This window comes from Photobacterium sanguinicancri, from assembly GCF_002265265.1.
GTDB lineage: Bacteria > Pseudomonadota > Gammaproteobacteria > Enterobacterales > Vibrionaceae > Photobacterium > Photobacterium sanguinicancri.
Genome location: NZ_NOIF01000131.1, coordinates 1 through 14699, shown reverse-complemented (window position 1 = coordinate 14699; position 14699 = coordinate 1). Strand labels below are relative to the sequence as shown.

Here is a 14699-nt window from a genome sequence, read left to right as displayed (position 1 = left end):
CGCTTTTTAGCGGCCTTTTTTGTATATGTAATTAATAGACTTAATCCATTTAACCCCTAATCACCTGACATAACTATCACCTTCTTTTGTAGAAAGACTGTGTTTTTCATGCCAACATCGTACATCGATGATATGCCTTGCTCCTAGTGCGATAGCTTGGATAGAAGCTAAATATGCAATTACCATATTAGCTAACTTTTGTGGCATTAGATGCTCCTTTATTACTCCTGTTTAGTTGATAGCCGATAACATACCCCATGAATATAATTCACGTATAATGATAAAAATTACTTTGGTATGAGCTGAGCTAATAATAAAATTACCTCAGAGTGCTGTCAGTCATTGAGCAATCTGTCGAATGCCAGACAGAAATTGAATTATCTTTGAATATAGTGCCGAATTAATCTGAGTACAGAGATCTGTTCGCCGATTGTTTTATCACAGCGAATCCACCGAAAAATAACTTCATCAGTCAATTTCTGTATGCAGAGCACCTCTAGTCAGTATGTGATCATAATTTTACCCACACACATGAACTACTTACTGGATATAATTTTTATTTTTTATAAGAAGATACCGGCAAAACACACCGATACTGTGAAACTAGACCGTTGGTTAATACAGCAAGCTATGAGCAAAAATTATTGTTGATGCGAGGCGATTGAGTATGGGTTGCATAACCAGTCGTGCTCTATGTATTTCTTTATCTTGGAATGCAAAATCAGTTTTCTCGCAAGTGCCGTTTGCGAGCGTAACAATGTAAATCAAAATATTGATGAGCACGGCATAGCACTTAGCGGCTGAGGTAGTTTGGATGACGTTGAACGCGTGGTCGTTGATAAAGTGGAAATCTTGATTCTAGCGTGTGACTCTGAAATAGCGACAACACTTGGAAACACTGCCGCCCTAGATTTGATAACCAAATTACATTGGTTTTATACCCACAGACCTTTCAAAAAGTCTGCGGGTATTAGCTATCCAATCAAGTTTCGCACTGCGGTTCTTGGGCATTCGGCATGACAAATTGCCGAAACCAGCGCAATACTGTCGACACCAGTCGCTATAACCGCATCAAGGTTTGATGCATTAATCCCGCCGATTGCCACTATAGGTAAGGGGCTTTGCGCGACGGCATTCGCCAGCCCGTCAATGCCCCACTCTTTTTGAATATTGGTTTTCGTCGGGGTCGCAAAGATTGCGCTCAGCCCGATGTAATCGATGGGTAAATGTTTGGCTTCAAGCAGTTGCTGTTCATTTTCAACCGACAGTCCCAGTATCTTGTCTTTACCAATCAGCTGACGAGCGATATTAGCTGGCATATCTGACTGGCCCAGATGTACACCGTCGGCATCTACAGCCAAGGCCACATCGACACGATCATTAATAATTAGTGGGACCCCAGTCCCCTGCAAAATCGTTTTAACGGCTAAGGCTCTTTCAATAAAAGTACGTACATCACCATGCTTTTCTCGAACCTGTACCATAGTCACACCGCCAATGACGGCTTCTTTGACCACCGTTTTCATGGTTTCAAGATCTTGCAGATCATCAGTCACCAGATATAAACGACACGAACGCATTATTTCCTCCAAAACTAAGCCTCCCAAACTAAGCCTCCAAAACTAAGCCAGCTTCAGACGCTGGATTAATGTTTCTTCATCAAGCTGATACAGGGTATCGAGCAAATTACACTGCAAGCTACCTGGGCCTTTCGACTGTTCGGCTGCAATTTCGCCCGCTACGCCAAGTATCGCCGCGGCTGCTAATCCCGTCTCTTCTCCGATAGCCGCAAAAGCACCAGTCAGTGCACTGAGAGTACACCCCATTCCTGTTACATAAGGCATCATGGCATGACCATTACATAGCTGGCTCTGTCCTTCATTGGTGACAACAAAATCAATCTCACCTGAAATAACAACATTGCATTGATATTCTCGGCTCAGGAAACGCGCCGCATCCACTGCCGCTTCCGTGCTATCAAGCGCATCAACGCCTTTGTTTTGCCCTTTTTCACCTGCCAAGGAAATGATTTCAGAAGCATTGCCTCGAATAATCAACTTATTAGCTGCTTTGGCAATCTGGCGTGAGGTGTCTGTTCGTAATCGGCTAGCACCACAGCCAACAGGATCAAGCACTATCGTTTTATTATGAATATTTGCCTGCTCGACAGCGAACACCATACGTGGCACCCATTCGCTGTCCAATGTGCCGATATTAATGACCAAAGCACCAGCAAAAGACATCATTTCCGCCATTTCTTCACGAGAATGTGCCATGATCGGCGAAGCACCAACGGCCAGTAGCGCATTGGCAGTATTGTTCATTACGACATAGTTGGTCAGGTTCACAACCAGTGGTTTCTGCTCACGGACTGCATGCAGAGCGTTAATGATGGTTTGTGTGTTCATGTTTTCCCTCAGCGATTGCCATTATCAATTGCGGTAACGGATAGGAAGAACCTGAGGGAAGAAACTGATATGAATGCTGGGGCTGGATTGGCATATCTTGGTCCAGCCGAGCCAAGGATGTTGATAAATATAAATCAAACCATCATTCGCTAGACATATAGTTCCCTACGACAGTATTAACTGAATCAGGTTCTACGGGTCTCGCAACATGCGATCTCAGCCTTTCGGCCCCCCGACTATCTTTTCGAATAGTAACAAGCTCATTGAAAGAACAACAGATAAAACTAAATCATGTTTTAGTCTTCGCTGAGTACTCAGTATTCCCTAGCGCTGTGCTACCCCGAGCCAGCCCCGAGTCTGCCCCGCGCTTCCCTCAAATAATCCACGAAAATCTGATCTTCAATGTCTATTGAGATAGCTAATAAAAAAGCCCCGCTTCACTCATAACATGAAACGGGGCTTTTCTCTGCTTAATTTCAAGCGCTCAATATCCGCTACCTAATCCCTATTCCATGGATAAATCTTTTCTTTGGTATGCTTCTGAAAAAACTCATAATTGTGCTGCATAAAGTCATCTTTTTTGAGTGCTTTAGGGTTCCACTGCTTAAGATCCAAATCAAAATCGAAATCAGGCGTAGTTAAGTGCAGCTGACTGAACTTACGTTTCGCTATTCTGTAAACCACCGTGTTCGGCTCATGACAATCGAATACGATCTGTTGGTTTGGTTCATTGTTCACGCTCAGCATCCCTTGATAAGGCGACAAAGCGCTGCATGGCGTCTGCTTAATGAAGGTAAAAAGAAAATCACCGTCGTAAGTGGTGTTCAGGTAGATAACCAATTGACGATCCACATCGACTTGGCGAAACACCAACTGTTTAGTATGCGGTGTACGCGCGCTCTGCATCGCGGTGGTATCAGGGCTAATCAGTTGGCTGTTTATCCATAACCAACCCATATCGTTTCTCATATAGGTTAATGCTCGATATGTCTGGTAGCCGAAATAGCTAAATATCAAGAGTCCTATCACGCAAAGAGTCAGCAAAATCTTCAACAACTTTGCCATTTAATTTGCCTCAGCCTGAACACAAACTTTACAGTGGTTCACCACGTTATTCATACCTCTACCCTGCGCTATATGGTTGTTACATTTAAAAAGTTAGCTATCACTTCAAAATGATACTTTATAACACAGTGTGAGTCTTTACCGCTTGGTGTCAACTGTTTACCTCTTGCTCGATAACAAACCAAGCCTGAAATCAATCATGAGCAAAGGAGTAATAAAGGGCCTTCTTTGATTTAGTCCAATTTGATTACTGATCAGGCATAAGATCTAATACAGCAGCCCCAATAAAACACCAACCACAAAGATCACCAAGTATAAGCCCATGCGATTGTGGCTTTTATGGGCCGTGGTTTCTCTTATCTCTGGTTCAACTAACAATTGCTGCGCATTCAAGGTGTGAAGGGTATAACTTAATGGATTCATCATTTTTTCCTGTACTCACATTTTGTTGTGGTTATTATTAGTCAAAAAACAGGAAGTAATAATGATATGGTAGGAAACCAGAGTTCACCTTTTATTAATCAAGTTCATCTGCAGCGTCTCAAGCAGCTGTGCGAGCATTATGAGCCACACCAAACCACCAAAACAGACATCCCTACCCTGTCTGAGCAACTAAGCTGCTCTGATCGAAATGTCGCTAAGTTAGTTAAAACACTGGCAAATATTGGTTGGCTTTCTTGGCAACCGGGAAGAGGACGTGGGAATAAATCCGAAATCACTATCCTGACTGGCTTTGAAGCTACTTTAATGCAGATTCTTGAGCTGTACTGCCATAAAGGGCAACTGAGTGAAGCATCACGCTATGCTGATGTGTTTGGATTTAGCGAAACCTTTCGTAAGCGCTTACCGCACTGGCTGTCGGCAGCACAAGAAAACCTAAAAGCAAAGAACACCCTTATTACGCTTGTTCCTTATACCATTCCCAGCTTCCATCCGCTCTGGGCTTACCGTGCAGCTTCACGGCTCTATGTTGATGCCATGTTTGATACCTTGTTCACCTATGACGTAACCACCAAACGTATCCGCCCACACTTAGCTCATTATTATGAATTTAGAGATAACGAGCTTTGGCTTCGTCTACGCCCTGATGTACTTTTCCATAATGGTGAAAAGCTTACCGCAGAACACGTTGCGACTTGCCTAACGGATAGAATGACGAAGTCTCATACCTATCAAAATCTTTATCGACATATTCAGAGTATACGTACGCAAGGCGCATGGGTTATTTTAACGATGACTCACCAGCAACATGCCATTCTCCATATCCTCGCCGATATGCATTCTTCTATTTATCTCGAAATAAGTGATAACGATATTCCCTATGGCACAGGGCCATTCAGGCTAGAGTCATGCGATAAACATCAATGGGTACTGGCTAAAAACCCAGACTATTTTTCAAGTGGCGGTTTCATCGATAAAGCTGAATTTTGGACCAGCGATACCACAGAAGCGAAGGTCCAAGGTCATATTGTCCATCACGGTTATTCATCCAATGGCTTCACTGCTTGCGACCAAGTTGCACTCCAAACGGGTTGCGATATCATTTCGTTTCCCACCACCAAAAGCTCATTGTCGATGGATGAAAAAGCTTGGATTTTTCACCATGCGCGAGAGTTTTGTCATCACGTCACTCAGGATATTTTGCCTGTCGCCAACTCTGTCGTTGGTTACCACCAGCACCAAGGCGTCTACCTGTATCATCATGAGATGAAGCGACCAACGCAAACACTCAAGGTGTTGGCATCGCACTCCAATAAATACCGCATCCAATTGCTTCAATATCTGGAAAGCAAAGGGGCTAACATTGAGGTATTTTCTGACGACGAATCCCAACATAGCCAATACGACATGGCTATTGGTGGCTATGTATTTTCCGATGACGACATGTTTGGTTACTACAAGTGGCTCATTTGTAGCTCAGTATTTAAGTACTGCTTATCGCCCCAACAACAAGCGGTCTTTTTGAATATTGTCGATAAGCTCTTACTCACCAGCAGTAGTGAAACCAATTACTTAGATCAACTCCATCGTTGTGAAGATTGGCTCATTCAACATGGCGTCTTCTTCCCTTTATGGCGAGACTCACTCAGCTATAACTTTGATAAATCACTACAAGGTGCTGACACTGACAGCGCAGGCACGGTGTCGCTGAGAAAGTTGTGGTTTGAGGATTAACGCTGTTAGCCGTTTAAAAAAGAAAAGAGGTATATTTTCATATACCTCTTTGATCTTATTTCTCTCCCGTCAGTTCTGCTGACAGATCTAATCGTATTTACCAGTGCTCAAAGTAAATATGGCTCGCTTGCCAATCAACTTTTTGAGGATCGTCGGTGAGCAGTGCTTTTGCCACGGTGAAAGCAAATTCGAAACTAACACCTAAGCCTTTACCACTGATAAATTTGCCGTCGATCACCACTTTTTGATCGACAAAATTGCCATCAGCAAACTTCTTCTCAAGGCCGCCACCTGTGGTGTAATTGCGCCCTTGTAACAAGTTATTCGCCGCTAACACTTTAGCACTTGATGAGCATAAGGCGCAGATGTATTTGTCGGCCTCAATATGCTGTTGCAAAAACTCAACCACCATAGGGTTAGCCGATAAGTTGTCGGTTCCTTTCGGGCCGCCTGGCATCATTACGGCATCGTAAGTTTGATGGCATTTATTGGCTAATGTGTCATCGGCACTGATCCGTGTTTCAAAGTAACTTTGCAGCGTGGTGGTTTCCATGCACGACAGCACATCCACTTTGATATCTAAACGACGCATAATGTCGATAAAAACAACCGCTTCACCTTCTTCAAAGCCGTCGGCCAACAGTACCGCTACTTGTTTTTCCATCTTGTTCGCTCCTATTCGCTTTGGCTCTGGTTTAGACCGAGCAGCTCGCACGTTTCACGCACATTTTTTGCAATCGTCGGCCAATCATTGGCACGAATGGCTGCGGTTGGCGCTATCCAAGTTCCACCACACGTAAAGACTTGGGGAATGGCCAAGTACTCCATTAAATTGGCAGGCTTAACACCACCTGTCGGCATTAACTGGATATTACCGTACGGGCCAGTTAGCGATTTCAGCATGCTGATCCCACCCGATGCTTCGGCAGGGAAAAACTTCATGGCTTGAATACCCATCTCCAAGGCCTGTTCCACTTGGCTCGGATTATTAACGCCAGGAATAATTTTGATGCCCTTTTCTAGACAATACTTAACAGTCGTGGGATTAAAGCCAGGACTCACCACAAAATCAGCGCCCGCTGCCATTGCCGCGTCTGCCTGTTCGCCCGTTAATATCGTGCCAGCGCACAAGGTGATCTCAGGGTAAGCTGCGCGAATTTGGGCTATCGCCTCTGCCGCCGCGTCGGTACGAAATGTAATTTCAGCCGCAGGTAAGCCATTTTCCACCAGCACTTTCGCCAAAGGTACTGCATCTTTCGCATCTTCGATTTGAATAACCGGCATCACACGCAGCGCACGTAACGCATCTATCCATGTATTAGTTTTCATTTACTTCACTCATCGCTGTCGTTATATGATTAATTTGGTTAGTTGGCACAATCGCGCCTTTGCATTGAATCACTTGGGCGGCTAATGCATTGCCCCAATAACACGATTCCGCCATAGACATGCCATGACACCACGCCGCTAAATAAGCGCCATTAAAGGAATCACCTGCCGCTGTTGTATCAACAACTAGGTCAACTTTCTGACCCGCCACAACGCCTTGTTGTTGGTGACAAGACCACATCGCACCGTCAGCACCCAACTTCACCACAACTTGATCAATCCCCAAGCGGTGGAGGCGATCGGCAATCAGCTCTGGTGGCGTATTGTCTTGATCAAGCAGTAAGTCTTCATCATCAGCTGTCACCAGCGCGATATCGCTAAGTTGATAAAGTAGGTCTAGCCACTTACGTGCTTCGCTGGCATTCGGCCATAAACGCGGACGATAATTCGAGTCCACGGCAATTTTCACGTTATGTTGTTTTAACGAAGCCAAAGCATGTAGCAATGCCGCTTTACCTTCATCAGGTAAAATCGCTAGTGATATACCCGACAAATAAATAAGGTCCATGGTTTTAAGCTGCTCAACGACAGCAAAAAAGCCATTGTGCTCGCACAAATATCGCGCGGCAGAATCGTTACGCCAGTAATGAAAACTACGCTCGCCAAAATCATCAATTTGAATGGCATAAAGCCCCGGCAGCTTGCCTTCCGTCGTCAGCACCAGAGAAGTATCAATGCCTTCTTGCTGCCACATAGCTCGCATGTTTTGGCTGTAGCTATCACAACCTAAGCCTGTGACGTAATAAGGTGTTAGCCCAGAGCAAAGACGGGAAAGATAAACGGCAGTATTGAGCGTATCACCACCATAGCTTTGCATTTGTTGCTCAAAAGGCTTTCCACTGAGTTCAATCATGCATTCGCCGATAATGGCAACTTTCTTTTGGGAAGTGGGTTGTCGCATCTTCATCATTTATTGACCTAACGAATCAGATTAAAAAAAGGGCTATGGTATTAGCGATGGGGGAACACCAATATTCATAGCCAGGAGCATTAAGATAATGTTTTGTAAATTGTCAGAGTTATGCAGGTATTAGAGTTTTCCTTCGCTACCACATACGCGAATTTTGTCGATCACCACTTGTTTCATTGCGGCTTTACCCGGCACGATGTAATGACGAGGATCGTTAGCTGATGGATTATCAAGGAAGTACTGTTTTACGGCGTCAGAGAAGGCAATTTTCAATTCAGTCGCCACATTAACCTTGGTGATACCCAATTCAATACAACGGCGAACGTCTTGATCTGGCACACCTGATGCGCCATGCAAGACCAAAGGCACATCGGTTTTACTGCGAATAATGCCAAGGCGATCAAAATCGAGGTTAGGCTCTTCTTTGTACATGCCATGCGCAGTACCAATGGCAATCGCTAACGAATCAATGCCCGTTTTTTCGATAAACTCAATGGCGTTATCAGGATCGGTAAACAGCGCATCTTTGCTCTCGACAATCAGATCGTCTTCCTGACCACCTAAGCGACCTAACTCAGCTTCAACCGAGCAGTCCCAACGGTGACAGAACGCCACCACTTTTTTTACCAGTTCAATATTCTCTTCGAAAGGTAAGTGTGAACCATCAATCATGGCTGACTTAATACCCGCTTCAATTTTTTGGCGAATATCGGTATACGATTCGTGATGATCGAGGTGTAAAGCAATGGGCATTTCATAACGTTTGGCCGCTTCTTTGCAAATCCCAACTAAGTAGTCGGTACCCGCATAAGAAAAGGTACCCGGCGTACCCGCCAAGATAACAGGTGAGCGCATCTCTGCTGCTGTTTCGACAACAACCTGTACCGTCTCTAGATTGTGAATATTGAATGCAGGGACGGCATAGCCACCTAACTGCGCTTTGTGAAGCATTTCACGCGATGAAACCAAAAACATATAAAACCCCTAAAGACCTTCGTTAACTTTCGCTTTAATCTTATTCGAAAAAGAAAGAAAGTAAATAGATCAAGATCACACTACACTTTCAAAGTGAAAACTTACGAAACTAAAAGAAATGCGACATTTTCGATGTGTAACAGGTAATGCCTTTACGTAAAAGGTTATTTTTAGGCCTTAACGCCCTACCACTCACCACTTCTAATGCCTTGTCAGCCAGGTTTTGTCGTAATAATCGGCGAGATAACGGCGTCTGCTCTTGGGTATAGTCGCTCAAAAACAAAACCGTCACCTCTTTCGTTTTGAAAGTCCCGATAACATGTGCGTCAATGGCAGGGATTTGAAAGTCAAAATCGCCTTTTTCTATCTCTAATGGCAGCTCTTGTGCTTGCCACAAGCCAGTACGCCCCCCAACATAAAGCGCAATGTTCAACGCGCGCAAAGACCAAAAACTACTGGCTGGGCCGCTATAATTGTCAACTAAGCGGCTATCATCCTCGAAAACCCCTTGCGTTGGTGCGCCTGATTTAAGCGCGCCATTCGCAATGAAGTATTGAAGATTCGTGCGAAAAGCACGTTTCGCTTCACCTATCTCTATCGCACTCGATTGTTGATCGACAGCGGCCAACAAGGGCACAGCAGCAGACAAGCGATAGCAGGCACTACGGCCAAACAAGGGCAAACCTTGGGGAGTAAAGAAGTACCGATAACCCGCCACAAAATCACTCATGGCTTGGTGAATAAAGGTCGCGTCGTAGTCAGGATCAATCTGATCGATCCAGTACAGAGAATAGAAAAAGCCCCACACATTGTAATAGTCGTAATTGCCATTCGCGCCATCACGGAACCAGCCATCACCGACATAAAACTCTTTTATTCTTTGATATTTACTATGATCAACCCACTCTTTCCCGGTTAGGTCTTTCAACACGAAACTCACGGTTAAGGTGAAAAGCTGCCAGTTGTTATCCAATGTTTTAAGCGGCGGAATTTGTTCAAACCACGCGGCTATTTGCTGTTGTTGTTGGGTATCCAGTTGCTGCCAAATATGCGCTTTGGTCAACCAAAGGGTTAACGCCAAATCAGCACTTTCACAAATTCGCTGATCATAGTCGTGCAATTTTCCCCAGTAGCCTTTATGACTCGGATCCGTCCCTGCTAGCAATGCTGTGCGGATAATGTTTACCACATCAATCGACTTACCATTTAAACCTTGTAAAGGCGTGTACTCGCCCTCTTGGCTATGAAGCCAAGTCGCCAAGGTTGGAAGCACGCGGCTAACGCCTTCGATAGCATCAGTACGCGCGGTCTGTTGGCTCGGCCGACCGGGGTAATAGGCGTGGGTATAATCCCATACTGCATAATGTTCAAAGGCTTCCGCGGTATAAGCCACCAAGGCTTCGCATTGCGCTTTCAGTGACGCGCCATCGTTACTGAACAACTTACGAATGGTTTCATCATGCTGCTGATAGGCCGACTTGCGATGACGCAAGCGCACGATGTTTTCCTTAAATAGCTTGAAATACATGGCCGCATCAGGGTGTTCATAGGGGATGGTTGGCCGCGGCGTCGCAGCAATAGTCTTAGGCATGGGATGTCTCTTTGCAGGTGGAAGCAGATAAAGAAAGGCCTCCGAAGAGGCCTAATTACACGTTACTTGGCAGAATCAGTCAGGATTTGGTAGCGATCTTGTCCCCAAGCGATTGGTGCTGGCTTGGTTTTAATCCAATCGTAAAAAGCCATTTTCAGCTCTTTCACTTTTTCTGGGTATTGCTTGGCGAGGTTTTTCGACTCAGCAGGATCTTTGGCATAGTTGTAAAGCTCGTACTCACCTTTGCCATCATCGTAATAATGCAAAGACCAGTTCTGATCCTTAATCGCCCACTCCCCTTTCGAATGCTTTTCAATGTAAGGGCTTGGAATGAATTCATTGGTTTCGTAAGTGATCCATTTCCAGTAGTTACTCCAAAAATCAGCATTGCTTGAATCGTAGTGAAGTGCGCGTGGACCCGCCCAGTACAAGTAAGGGTGCGGTTGCTCAGCCTTGCCTTTTAGTAAGGGCATAATGTCTTTACCGTCCACTTTCATTTCTGTCGGGATCTTAATGCCAGCAGCAGCCAGTGCGGTTGGCAGAATATCCATCGCAGAAATCATCGTATTATCTGCTTTACCTTCAGGAAAGTGTCCTTTCCAATGGGCAATAAACGGAACATGCACCCCGCCACGGTAACGCTGGCCTTTAAATGCGCGATCCATGCCGTTCATTGGCATAGGTGATTCATGCACGGCACCGTTATCTGAAAGGAAGAAGATCAGGGTGTTCTCGTACTCACCCATTTCTTTCAATTTATCGATAATTTTACCGATTCCTTCATCGGACGCATTCACGTGGGCATAGTACTTATCGACTTCAAGATTACCGGTATTAAAGCGTTCCATGAACTTCGCAGGTGCAGGCTGTTCTAGCGGAATATGTGGCACGCTGTAAGCTAAGTTGATGAAGAAAGGCTGGTCGTCTTGCTCTGCCTTTTCAATAAACTGGATCGCCTCATTGGTCAGGTTATAGGTGAGGTAACCTGGCGCTGGCGCACTCTTTCCATTACGGAATACGGTCGGTGAGTTATATAGCGCGGCACCTGACACATAGTAGCTGTAGGAGTAATCAAAGCCACGCTCTTCAGGGCCGTAGCCTGGTTCAGCAAGCGAGATTTGATTATCGTGGTAATCACGACTTTGTTCATCTTTAGGAATGAACTCTTTGCGAACTTTGGCGTTGTGGTACTTACCAATATTGGCCGTTGCGTAGCCGTTGTCGTTCATTAATGCAGGCAGCAATTTGATATCAAGCGGGATCCCCAGTTTGGCATCATCATTACTGTAAGTACCAAAGCTATGAGGGAAACGGCCTGTCATCATACCTGCGCGAGAAGGGCCACAAACAGGGGTTGCAACGTAGGCATTCGTCATCCGCACGCCTTCATTGGCTAGCTGGGTGATGTTTGGCATCGAGCGCTTCGCCGCATCATAAAGCTGGTCAAAATCGCCGTCGTAACGTGCGGGTACCGGACGCTTAACCAATTCATCTTTATTGATATTATCTAGGGCAAAGTCCAATTGCGCAGACCCAAGATCATCCATCACAATCAATAACACATTGGGTTGTTCCACTTTTTCTGCCGCCTGACTCAGGGTCGGGGTAACAGCACAAGCAGCCGCAACAAAACCAGCAAGTATGGTTTTTTTCGGCAGTAACAGATTCATTCTCTACTCCTTTATTTGAGGGTTAACTGTTGATTTGAAACCGAGTAAAACTAACGAGGTTGTTCGCTATGCTTTAAATTCTTGAGGGTCGCCATTACGCTTGCGGCAACACCACCACGCTGAATTTCTTGAGTCATTAAGTGCATGGCTGGCGCTGTATGATGGAAAATGCGTTGATAAGAAGCGCACAGATAATTCTGCTTATGTTTCTCGCCTTGAATGGGCGTAATACGGTGTTTAGGGCAACCGCCATAACACAATGCATGGACTTCACATTGCTGGCATTTATCGGTCAATTTGGTCTGCTTGGCTTTGCCAAATCGCAGTTGCTGTTTGCTGGTCGCTAGCGAGGCGATGTTAGTGGTTGCGATATTGCCCAATTTATTGGCGGGATAAACGTAATGGTCACAAGAATACATGTCGCCATTGGCTTCCAAGATCATGGCTTGACCACACTCTTTGGATTGCACACACACAGAGGCTGGGTAACCCATCCAAGTGGCGAGAATGCTATCGAACATGCGGACAAACACAGTACCGACATCCTCTTTCACCCACTCATCGAATACATCCGTCATAAACTGGCCATAGCCTTTAGCAGGCACAGAAAAGTGGGCTAATTTTGCTTCTGAATTTAGGGTGTAATGGCCGCTGGCTGCGCTTTGGCAACTAGGCTCAACTTCAACAATGGGAATAAATTGCATGAACTGCGCGCCTAATTGTTTTAGCGCGAGATAGGTTTCTTTACCACGGTGCCAGTTCTTATCGTTAATCACCGTGAGGGTATTGAACTCAACCTGATACTCTTTGAGTAAATCAATCGCTTGCTTAACACGCGCAAAGGTTGGTTTTCCGTTTACCGAAATACGATACTGATCGTGCACCTCGGCTACACCATCAATCGATACCCCAATCAAAAAGTTGTGCTGCTTAAAAAATGCCGCCCACTGCCGATTTATCGCAATCGCATTGGTCTGAAAACTGTTGGTAATGGTTTTGCCGTTGGCATACTGCGCTTGGTATTTCACAACCGATTCATAGAATGCCAATCCCGCCAGTGTTGGCTCACCACCTTGCCACGCAAAGTCGATGGTATCGGCATCTTGCGATCGAATGTAATCACGCACATAGCGCTTTAGCATCCCATCCGACATACGGTCAGATGACATGCCAGCAGGTGTAACCTCACCACCATCGAGCATGGTTTCTTTTTCTAGATAGAAGCAATAGTCACACTTTAAGTTACAACGATAACTCGCAGGCTTTGCCATCATATGAAAACGGGCGTTCTGTGTTTGCTTCATCGTAATTCCATATCTCGAATCGAAGGAGTTTGAAAATACTACGAAAGAAATCGTAAGAATAAAATGACAAAAGTCACAATAAACACTATTTCAAAAGCAACTGAAAGAAAGGGGAAAGCCAAAGATCGATATCAATCGAAAATGAAAGATGTAAAGCGAAGGAAGTGAAAGTCGTATGCAGGTCCATTGTGGGGTGTAACATTCGAGCAAGAGGCAGTTAAATAATTAGAACAACAGCGCTTTCTTGAAAGAGTTGGTCATACTGACCAGCAAGGCAGGGTTAGATAAACTTGACTTGACACCTCTATCCCACTGACAGACATAAAAAAATGGAGTTATAATGTAAGCTTAACTCTAACACTAAGAAAAATATTTATGACAGATCACCTAAATTTGACTGATCAGATTGCCCAAAAGTTGTACACGATTTTTTCTAGTGATCAACCCTTTTATGCACAGCAGCAAGATGATGGTGTTTATCATAAAAAGTATGGTTTTCTCTCAGCATCGCTTATTGAGAAGTCATTGCAAGAGAAAGGTTCAATAGCTGTATATCAAAAGCAACTAGATTTTACAGTCAAATGGATATGCTACGATTTCGATATTCTAAAAGAACATTTAGGATCCGAATCGAGACAGCTTGCAGAGGAAGAGCTTCTGTCAGCTGTAAATCGTTTTATAAGTTATCTATCTTTAAAGAGTATCCCTTACTTAGTCGAATATTCGGGTAATCGGGGATATCATGTATGGATCATTTTTTCAGAAAATGTCTACTACTCTACGGCTTATGAAGTCCTAGAGTCAATTCTAGATGATGCTAATTTGAGTTACGACCAATCATTGATTGGTATAGACAAATTTCCCAAATCCTCTAAACCTTCTTCTGGTGTAGGGCTTGGAGTAAAAATCCCTCTCTCACACCATAAAAAATCTGGCGCATACTCATATGTGGTCAGTAGTGATTGTCTTTTCCAATGCAAAGTAATCAATGAGCTAACTGATGATGTTCTTGAGGATAACCTAAATATTCTAGAAGAAACTCAAACAATATCTATACATGAGCTAGAAAAAATACTTAGCCGATTTTTTAAAAAATATGATGCGTATGGCTCTAGAGATATCCGAATCAAAAGTATTGTCGTTGAAAAAGAACTAAGCTTAGATGATATACTGAATCAATGGGACTCTACTCCAGTTCTTAATGTATTAAGT

Annotated in this window: 14 protein-coding genes and 1 riboswitch; of the genes, 2 read left to right on the top strand and 12 right to left on the bottom strand. The window is 44.4% G+C overall.

What is annotated here, in order from left to right; all coding sequences use genetic code 11:
* Positions 1 to 60 precede the first annotated feature (60 nt).
* From ASV53_RS25530 to ASV53_RS25525, 5 genes are all read right to left on the bottom strand, one after another.
* Positions 61 to 207: a hypothetical protein gene (locus tag ASV53_RS25530; RefSeq protein WP_189337902.1), complete on the bottom strand. Its 147-nt coding sequence runs from the start codon at positions 205 to 207 to the stop codon at positions 61 to 63.
* A gap of 767 nt (positions 208 to 974) precedes the next feature.
* Positions 975 to 1580, bottom strand: coding sequence for a thiamine phosphate synthase (thiE, locus tag ASV53_RS17100; protein WP_094957970.1), 606 nt, complete (start codon positions 1578 to 1580; stop codon positions 975 to 977).
* A 42-nt stretch (positions 1581 to 1622) separates the two neighbouring features.
* On the bottom strand, positions 1623 to 2408 hold the full coding sequence (gene thiM, locus ASV53_RS17095; protein WP_189337901.1) for a hydroxyethylthiazole kinase: 786 nt from the start codon (positions 2406 to 2408) through the stop codon (positions 1623 to 1625).
* A 145-nt stretch (positions 2409 to 2553) separates the two neighbouring features.
* Positions 2554 to 2653, bottom strand: a riboswitch (TPP riboswitch).
* A gap of 253 nt (positions 2654 to 2906) precedes the next feature.
* Positions 2907 to 3377: a hypothetical protein gene (locus ASV53_RS17090; protein WP_239928834.1), complete on the bottom strand. Its 471-nt coding sequence runs from the start codon at positions 3375 to 3377 to the stop codon at positions 2907 to 2909.
* Positions 3378 to 3740: 363 nt separating this feature from the next.
* A complete protein-coding gene (locus ASV53_RS25525; protein ID WP_189337903.1) occupies positions 3741 to 3899 on the bottom strand; it encodes a hypothetical protein in 159 nt (52 codons plus the stop codon).
* Between the two features lie 63 nt (positions 3900 to 3962).
* Between ASV53_RS25525 and ASV53_RS17085 the strand changes: the two genes are divergently transcribed.
* Positions 3963 to 5648 (top strand): SgrR family transcriptional regulator, encoded by a 1686-nt coding sequence (locus tag ASV53_RS17085; protein ID WP_094957973.1) that lies wholly within the window; start codon positions 3963 to 3965, stop codon positions 5646 to 5648.
* A gap of 97 nt (positions 5649 to 5745) precedes the next feature.
* Here the strand turns inward: ASV53_RS17085 and ASV53_RS17080 are convergent, their stop codons facing one another.
* The 7 genes from ASV53_RS17080 to ASV53_RS17050 all read right to left on the bottom strand — a co-directional run bounded on the left by ASV53_RS17080 (position 5746) and on the right by ASV53_RS17050 (position 13487).
* Positions 5746 to 6312, bottom strand: coding sequence for a DJ-1/PfpI family protein (locus tag ASV53_RS17080; RefSeq protein WP_189337900.1), 567 nt, complete (start codon positions 6310 to 6312; stop codon positions 5746 to 5748).
* An 11-nt stretch (positions 6313 to 6323) separates the two neighbouring features.
* Positions 6324 to 6977 carry a bifunctional 4-hydroxy-2-oxoglutarate aldolase/2-dehydro-3-deoxy-phosphogluconate aldolase gene (locus ASV53_RS17075; RefSeq protein ID WP_094957968.1) on the bottom strand — a complete coding sequence of 218 codons (654 nt, stop codon included), beginning with the start codon at positions 6975 to 6977 and terminating at the stop codon, positions 6324 to 6326.
* Positions 6967 to 7947: a sugar kinase gene (locus tag ASV53_RS17070; protein ID WP_439126493.1), complete on the bottom strand. Its 981-nt coding sequence runs from the start codon at positions 7945 to 7947 to the stop codon at positions 6967 to 6969. Before ASV53_RS17070 ends, ASV53_RS17075 begins: the two co-directional genes overlap by 11 nt.
* Positions 7948 to 8067: 120 nt before the next feature.
* Positions 8068 to 8922 (bottom strand): tagatose bisphosphate family class II aldolase, encoded by an 855-nt coding sequence (locus tag ASV53_RS17065; protein WP_062692407.1) that lies wholly within the window; start codon positions 8920 to 8922, stop codon positions 8068 to 8070.
* 109 nt (positions 8923 to 9031) lie between these two features.
* Positions 9032 to 10513 carry a DUF2264 domain-containing protein gene (locus ASV53_RS17060; protein WP_094957967.1) on the bottom strand — a complete coding sequence of 494 codons (1482 nt, stop codon included), beginning with the start codon at positions 10511 to 10513 and terminating at the stop codon, positions 9032 to 9034.
* 62 nt (positions 10514 to 10575) lie between these two features.
* Positions 10576 to 12183 (bottom strand): sulfatase family protein, encoded by a 1608-nt coding sequence (locus ASV53_RS17055; RefSeq protein WP_094957966.1) that lies wholly within the window; start codon positions 12181 to 12183, stop codon positions 10576 to 10578.
* A gap of 50 nt (positions 12184 to 12233) precedes the next feature.
* Positions 12234 to 13487 (bottom strand): anaerobic sulfatase maturase, encoded by a 1254-nt coding sequence (locus ASV53_RS17050; RefSeq protein ID WP_094957965.1) that lies wholly within the window; start codon positions 13485 to 13487, stop codon positions 12234 to 12236.
* A gap of 375 nt (positions 13488 to 13862) precedes the next feature.
* On the opposite strand from ASV53_RS17050, the gene ASV53_RS17045 reads away from it, so the two are divergent.
* Positions 13863 to 14699 (top strand): TOTE conflict system archaeo-eukaryotic primase domain-containing protein (locus tag ASV53_RS17045; RefSeq protein WP_439126492.1); only part of this gene is annotated, 837 nt, incomplete at its 3' end.

What these genes read in the sequence shown, in the direction of transcription:
- ASV53_RS25525 (WP_189337903.1), bottom strand. Translation starts at nt 3,899, where the DNA reads ATGATGAATCCATTAAGTTATACCCTTCACACCTTGAATGCGCAGCAA.
- ASV53_RS17075 (WP_094957968.1), bottom strand. Translation starts at nt 6,977, where the DNA reads ATGAAAACTAATACATGGATAGATGCGTTACGTGCGCTGCGTGTGATG.
- ASV53_RS17060 (WP_094957967.1), bottom strand. Translation starts at nt 10,513, where the DNA reads ATGCCTAAGACTATTGCTGCGACGCCGCGGCCAACCATCCCCTATGAA.
- thiE (WP_094957970.1), bottom strand. Translation starts at nt 1,580, where the DNA reads ATGCGTTCGTGTCGTTTATATCTGGTGACTGATGATCTGCAAGATCTT.
- thiM (WP_189337901.1), bottom strand. Translation starts at nt 2,408, where the DNA reads ATGAACACACAAACCATCATTAACGCTCTGCATGCAGTCCGTGAGCAG.
- ASV53_RS17070 (WP_439126493.1), bottom strand. Translation starts at nt 7,947, where the DNA reads ATGATGAAGATGCGACAACCCACTTCCCAAAAGAAAGTTGCCATTATC.
- ASV53_RS17090 (WP_239928834.1), bottom strand. Translation starts at nt 3,377, where the DNA reads ATGAGAAACGATATGGGTTGGTTATGGATAAACAGCCAACTGATTAGC.
- ASV53_RS17055 (WP_094957966.1), bottom strand. Translation starts at nt 12,183, where the DNA reads ATGAATCTGTTACTGCCGAAAAAAACCATACTTGCTGGTTTTGTTGCG.
- ASV53_RS17080 (WP_189337900.1), bottom strand. Translation starts at nt 6,312, where the DNA reads ATGGAAAAACAAGTAGCGGTACTGTTGGCCGACGGCTTTGAAGAAGGT.
- ASV53_RS25530 (WP_189337902.1), bottom strand. Translation starts at nt 207, where the DNA reads ATGCCACAAAAGTTAGCTAATATGGTAATTGCATATTTAGCTTCTATC.
- ASV53_RS17065 (WP_062692407.1), bottom strand. Translation starts at nt 8,922, where the DNA reads ATGTTTTTGGTTTCATCGCGTGAAATGCTTCACAAAGCGCAGTTAGGT.
- ASV53_RS17085 (WP_094957973.1), top strand. Translation starts at nt 3,963, where the DNA reads ATGGTAGGAAACCAGAGTTCACCTTTTATTAATCAAGTTCATCTGCAG.
- ASV53_RS17050 (WP_094957965.1), bottom strand. Translation starts at nt 13,487, where the DNA reads ATGAAGCAAACACAGAACGCCCGTTTTCATATGATGGCAAAGCCTGCG.